The organism is Parcubacteria group bacterium CG10_big_fil_rev_8_21_14_0_10_36_14 (assembly GCA_002772895.1).
Classification (GTDB): Bacteria; Patescibacteriota; Patescibacteriia.
The window spans coordinates 222-617 of sequence record PFCS01000011.1; the positions used below are offsets into that span (position 1 = coordinate 222).

At 33.3% G+C, this 396-nt stretch carries 1 protein-coding gene; it reads left to right on the plus strand.

What is annotated here, in order from left to right; all coding sequences use genetic code 11:
- Positions 1–13: 13 nt before the first annotated feature.
- On the plus strand, positions 14–370 hold the full coding sequence (locus tag COU51_00870) for a hypothetical protein (protein ID PIR66994.1): 357 nt from the start codon (positions 14–16) through the stop codon (positions 368–370).
- Positions 371–396: the final 26 nt, after the last annotated feature.

Genomic DNA, 396 nt, shown 5'->3' on the forward strand with positions numbered 1-396 from the left:
TTATAATATAAATATGTACAATACTGTATTAAACGATTTGGGTTTTTTTGTTCTACGATTTGCTATCGGCATTATATTTATTGTGCACGGAATTCCCAAATTAAGAGCAAAAAGAGAGCCCTTTAAAGAAAAGTGGATGAATATGTTTTTGGGTATTTGGGAGCTTTTGGGCGGGCTTTTACTTATTGCAGGATTATGGATGAACTTTATTGCAGTGGGTTTGGCCATGGAAATGATTGGAGCGATATATTTCCATATTTTAGTTTGGAAACAAGGATTTAAGAGTGGATGGGAATTTCCATTTTTGGTTTTATCTGCCCTTATTATTTTAATATTGACAAGAGGAGGAAATTGGCGTATCATAATCTAATTGTAGGTGAATTTGATATGCCAAGA